Source organism: Companilactobacillus mindensis DSM 14500 (genome assembly GCF_001434275.1).
Classification (GTDB): domain Bacteria; phylum Bacillota; class Bacilli; order Lactobacillales; family Lactobacillaceae; genus Companilactobacillus; species Companilactobacillus mindensis.
In genome coordinates this window covers 1-3,241 of the sequence record NZ_AZEZ01000056.1, presented here as the reverse complement: position 1 = coordinate 3,241, position 3,241 = coordinate 1, and the positions used below count along the sequence as shown (strand labels likewise).

2 rRNA genes are annotated in these 3,241 nt (G+C 47.7%); both read right to left on the bottom strand.

The features are described from left to right. Positions 1-117, bottom strand: a 5S ribosomal RNA gene (gene rrf, locus FD29_RS05350). Between the two features lie 83 nt (positions 118-200). After that, positions 201-3,116, bottom strand: a 23S ribosomal RNA gene (locus tag FD29_RS05345). Positions 3,117-3,241 lie beyond the last annotated feature (125 nt).

Below are 3,241 nucleotides of genomic sequence, written 5' to 3'. Positions count from 1 at the left end.
GCGTAGCGACTATCTATCCTCGCGGGTAGTTTCCCACCAACTACTTTCGACGTGGAGAAGCTTAACTTCTGTGTTCGGCATGGGAACAGGTGTATCCTTCTCGCTATCGTCACTACACTGTTTTGCTCGTACCTTCAAAACTAGATATTAAGACTATGAATTAAACTTTTAAACACTTCAAACTGGTAAACTCTTTTTGCTCGATTAAGTCCTCGATCTATTAGTACTGCTCAGCTCCATGTATCGCTACACTTCCACCCGCAGCCTATCTACGTCATATTCTCTAACGGATCTTACTTCCATAAAGGAATGGGAAATCTCATCTCGAGGTGGGCTTCACACTTAGATGCTTTCAGCGTTTATCCCTTCCATACGTAGCTACCCAGCGATGCGCCTGGCGGCACAACTGGTACACCAGAGGTATGTCCATCCCGGTCCTCTCGTACTAAGGACAGCTCCTCTCAAATTTCCTACGCCCGCGACGGATAGGGACCGAACTGTCTCACGACGTTCTGAACCCAGCTCGCGTACCGCTTTAATGGGCGAACAGCCCAACCCTTGGGACCGACTACAGCCCCAGGATGCGATGAGCCGACATCGAGGTGCCAAACCTCCCCGTCGATGTGAACTCTTGGGGGAGATAAGCCTGTTATCCCCAGGGTAGCTTTTATCCGTTGAGCGATGGCCCTTCCATATGGTACCACCGGATCACTAACTCCGACTTTCGTCCCTGCTCGACTTGTCAGTCTCGCAGTCAAGCTCGCTTGTACGTTTACACTCTGCGAATGATTTCCAACCATTCTGAGCGAACCTTTGAGCGCCTCCGTTACATTTTAGGAGGCGACCGCCCCAGTCAAACTGCCCACCAGACACTGTCCCTCATCGCGCTAAGCGATGTAGGTTAGAGTTTTCATATAACAAGGGTAGTATCCCACCAACGCCTCCTTCGAAACTAGCGTTCCGAAATCAATGGCTCCTACCTATCCTGTACATGTCACACAAAAACTCAATATCAAGCTACAGTAAAGCTCCATGGGGTCTTTCCGTCCTGTCGCGGGTAACCCGCATCTTCACGGGTATTATAATTTCACCGAGTCTCTCGTTGAGACAGTGCCCAAATCATTACGCCTTTCGTGCGGGTCGGAACTTACCCGACAAGGAATTTCGCTACCTTAGGACCGTTATAGTTACGGCCGCCGTTTACTGGGGCTTCAATTCTCAGCTTCGCAAAAGCTAACTGATCCTCTTAACCTTCCAGCACCGGGCAGGCGTCAGCCCATATACGTCATCTTACGATTTAGCATAGACCTGTGTTTTTGATAAACAGTTGTTTGGGCCTATTCACTGCGGCTGGATGTTACACCAGCACCCCTTCTCCCGAAGTTACGGGGTCATTTTGCCGAGTTCCTTAACGAGAGTTCACTCGCTGACCTTAGGATACTCTCCTCGACTACCTGTGTCGGTTTGCGGTACGGGTAGTTTATTTCTAACTAGGAACTTTTCTTGGCAGTGTGAGTTACTGTGCTTCGCTACTAAATTTCACTCCCCATCACAACTTGCCCTTAAAGGAATAAGCATTTGACTCATTCCAAGGCTTGCGGCTTGGACACACATATCCATCAGTGTGCACACATCATCCTCCTGCGTCCTTCCATCGTTCAAACAAAATAAACTAGTACAGGAATATCAACCTGTTATCCATCGATTACACCTCTCGGTCTCATCTTAGGCCCCGACTAACCCTGGGAGGACGAGCCTTCCCCAGGAAACCTTAGTCTTTCGGCCGACCAGATTCTCACTGATCTTTCGTTACTCATACCGGCATTCTCACTTCTAAGAACTCCACTGCTCCTCACGGTACAGCTTCAATGCTCTTACAACGCTCTCCTACCACACATCTTACGATGCATCCACAGTTTCGGTATCATGCTTAGCCCCGGTACATTTTCGGCGCAGAATCACTCGACTAGTGAGCTATTACGCACTCTTTGAATGAATGGCTGCTTCTGAGCCAACATCCTAGTTGTCTATGCGTTTCCACATCCTTTTCCACTTAGCATGAATTTTGGGACCTTAACTGGTGATCTGGGCTGTTTCCCTTTCGACGGTGGATCTTATCACTCATCGTCTGACTCCCGGGTATAGATCAATGGTATTCGGAGTTTATCTGAATTCAGTAACCCAAGACGGGCCCCTAGTCCAAACAGTGCTCTACCTCCACGATCCTAATCCCCGAGGCTAACCCTAAAGCTATTTCGGAGAGAACCAGCTATCTCCAAGTTCGTTTGGAATTTCACCGCTACCCACAACTCATCCCAGCATTTTTCAACATACACGGGTTCGGTCCTCCAATGCGTTTTACCGCATCTTCAACCTGGTCATGGGTAGGTCACTTGGTTTCGGGTCTACATCAACATACTCGGACGCCCTATTCAGACTCGCTTTCGCTACGGCTCCGACTTTTCATCTTAACCTTGCATGTTAACGTAACTCGCCGGTTCATTCTACAAAAGGCACGCGATCACCCATTAACGGGCTCTCACTACTTGTAGGCACATGGTTTCAGGATCTATTTCACTCCGCTTCCGCGGTACTTTTCACCTTTCCCTCACGGTACTGGTTCACTATCGGTCACTAGGGAATATTTAGCCTTGGGAGATGGTCCTCCCAGATTCCGACGGAGTTTCTCGTGTTCCGCCGTACTCAGGATACTGAATGGAGTGGGTCAGATTTCGTTTACGTGGCTTTCACACTCTTTGGCCAAGCTTTCCAGCTTGTTCAACTATCATTACCTTTTGTTCTCACAACATCAGTCCTACAACCCTAAAGAGCAAGCTCTTTAGTTTGGGCTGTTCCCGTTTCGCTCGCCGCTACTCAGGGAATCGAATTTCTTTCTCTTCCTGCAACTACTTAGATGTTTCAGTTCATTGCGTCTTCCTCTTGATTGCTATGTATTCACAAACAAGTAAATATCCATTACGATATTTGGGTTCCCCCATTCGGAAATCCCCGGATCAAAGCTTACTTACAGCTCCCCGAGGCGTATCGTCGTTAGTTACGTCCTTCATCGGTTCCTAGTGCCTAGGCATCCACCATGCGCCCTTTATAACTTAATCTATAAATTACAAAGATTATTAATACTATACGATCACTCGTACAAAATGATGATTTTACTCATCACGCAGTTTTCGGTGTTTCTTTAATTCATTAATTCTTAATATCCAGTTTTCAAGGTACGAGT